The sequence below is a fragment of the Desertibacillus haloalkaliphilus genome, from assembly GCF_019039105.1.
GTDB lineage: Bacteria > Bacillota > Bacilli > Bacillales > KJ1-10-99 > Desertibacillus > Desertibacillus haloalkaliphilus.
The window spans coordinates 1-370 of sequence record NZ_JAHPIV010000373.1 but is presented as its reverse complement, the minus strand read 5'-3'; the positions used below and the strand labels follow the sequence as shown (position 1 = coordinate 370).

At 42.4% G+C, this 370-nt stretch carries 1 protein-coding gene; it reads right to left on the bottom strand.

Going from position 1 to position 370, the window contains the following annotated elements; translation table 11 throughout:
* Positions 1-77: 77 nt before the first annotated feature.
* A partial coding sequence (locus tag KH400_RS22400) for a GntT/GntP/DsdX family permease (RefSeq protein ID WP_438821141.1) occupies positions 78-370 on the bottom strand: 293 nt, incomplete at its 5' end.

Here is a 370-nt window from a genome sequence, read left to right as displayed (position 1 = left end):
GCTTAAACTTCACTCCAATTTTTGGGGTTCAGTTCATTTGCGCTTTTTGTGAATTGACGTCAGAAGTAAGTAAAATCTTATGAGAACAATGCTGACAAAATCAAGATAACAATCAATCCAACAACTGAAATAATTGTTTCAAGCACTGTCCAAATCTTCAACGTTTGTGGGACATCCAAATCAAAGAATTCCTTGAACATCCAGAATCCGGCATCGTTAACGTGTGAAGCAGCCAATGAACCGGCACCGATAGCCAATACCACGAAGGCTGGGTTAACAGCCGTTTGGTTAGCAACCAATGGTGCAACGATTCCAGCAGTCGTCAAACCAGCAACCGTAGCTGATCCAACTGAAACACGCAAGATAACGG